We start from the raw sequence: 273 nt of genomic DNA, 5'->3' as shown, positions 1-273 counted from the left end.
CAGACCATTGGCTCTCGAATTGAGCGTGATCTCTCCGGAGTCAGACGATCAAAAGCTTTTGTATGGCACTCTTCTGGCCATTCAGTTCTATCACGACCCACAACGGTGGGTCGGGCGGCTGTTTAGTAGTATCGGTAGGCTTGGCGCCAAGCGCCGGCAGGGCGATGACTGGCCACACCTTGTCCGTAGTTGTAGCAGAATCATCTGGAAGAACTTCGACATTAACTCTACCGGTGCCGTCCTCCTTGGTGGCTACATATACATCCATCCCCT

Annotated in this window: 1 protein-coding gene; it reads right to left on the bottom strand. The window is 53.5% G+C overall.

Annotated features, from left to right (window positions below; translation table 11 throughout):
• Positions 1-40 precede the first annotated feature (40 nt).
• Positions 41-273 (bottom strand): hypothetical protein (locus tag EOD29_RS36640; protein WP_127248818.1); only part of this gene is annotated, 233 nt, incomplete at its 5' end.

Source organism: Mesorhizobium sp. M1A.T.Ca.IN.004.03.1.1 (assembly GCF_003997555.1).
Taxonomy (GTDB): Bacteria; Pseudomonadota; Alphaproteobacteria; order Rhizobiales; family Rhizobiaceae; genus Mesorhizobium.
The sequence above is the reverse complement of the archived record's forward strand: the minus strand, read 5'-3'. Positions and strand labels throughout refer to the sequence as shown.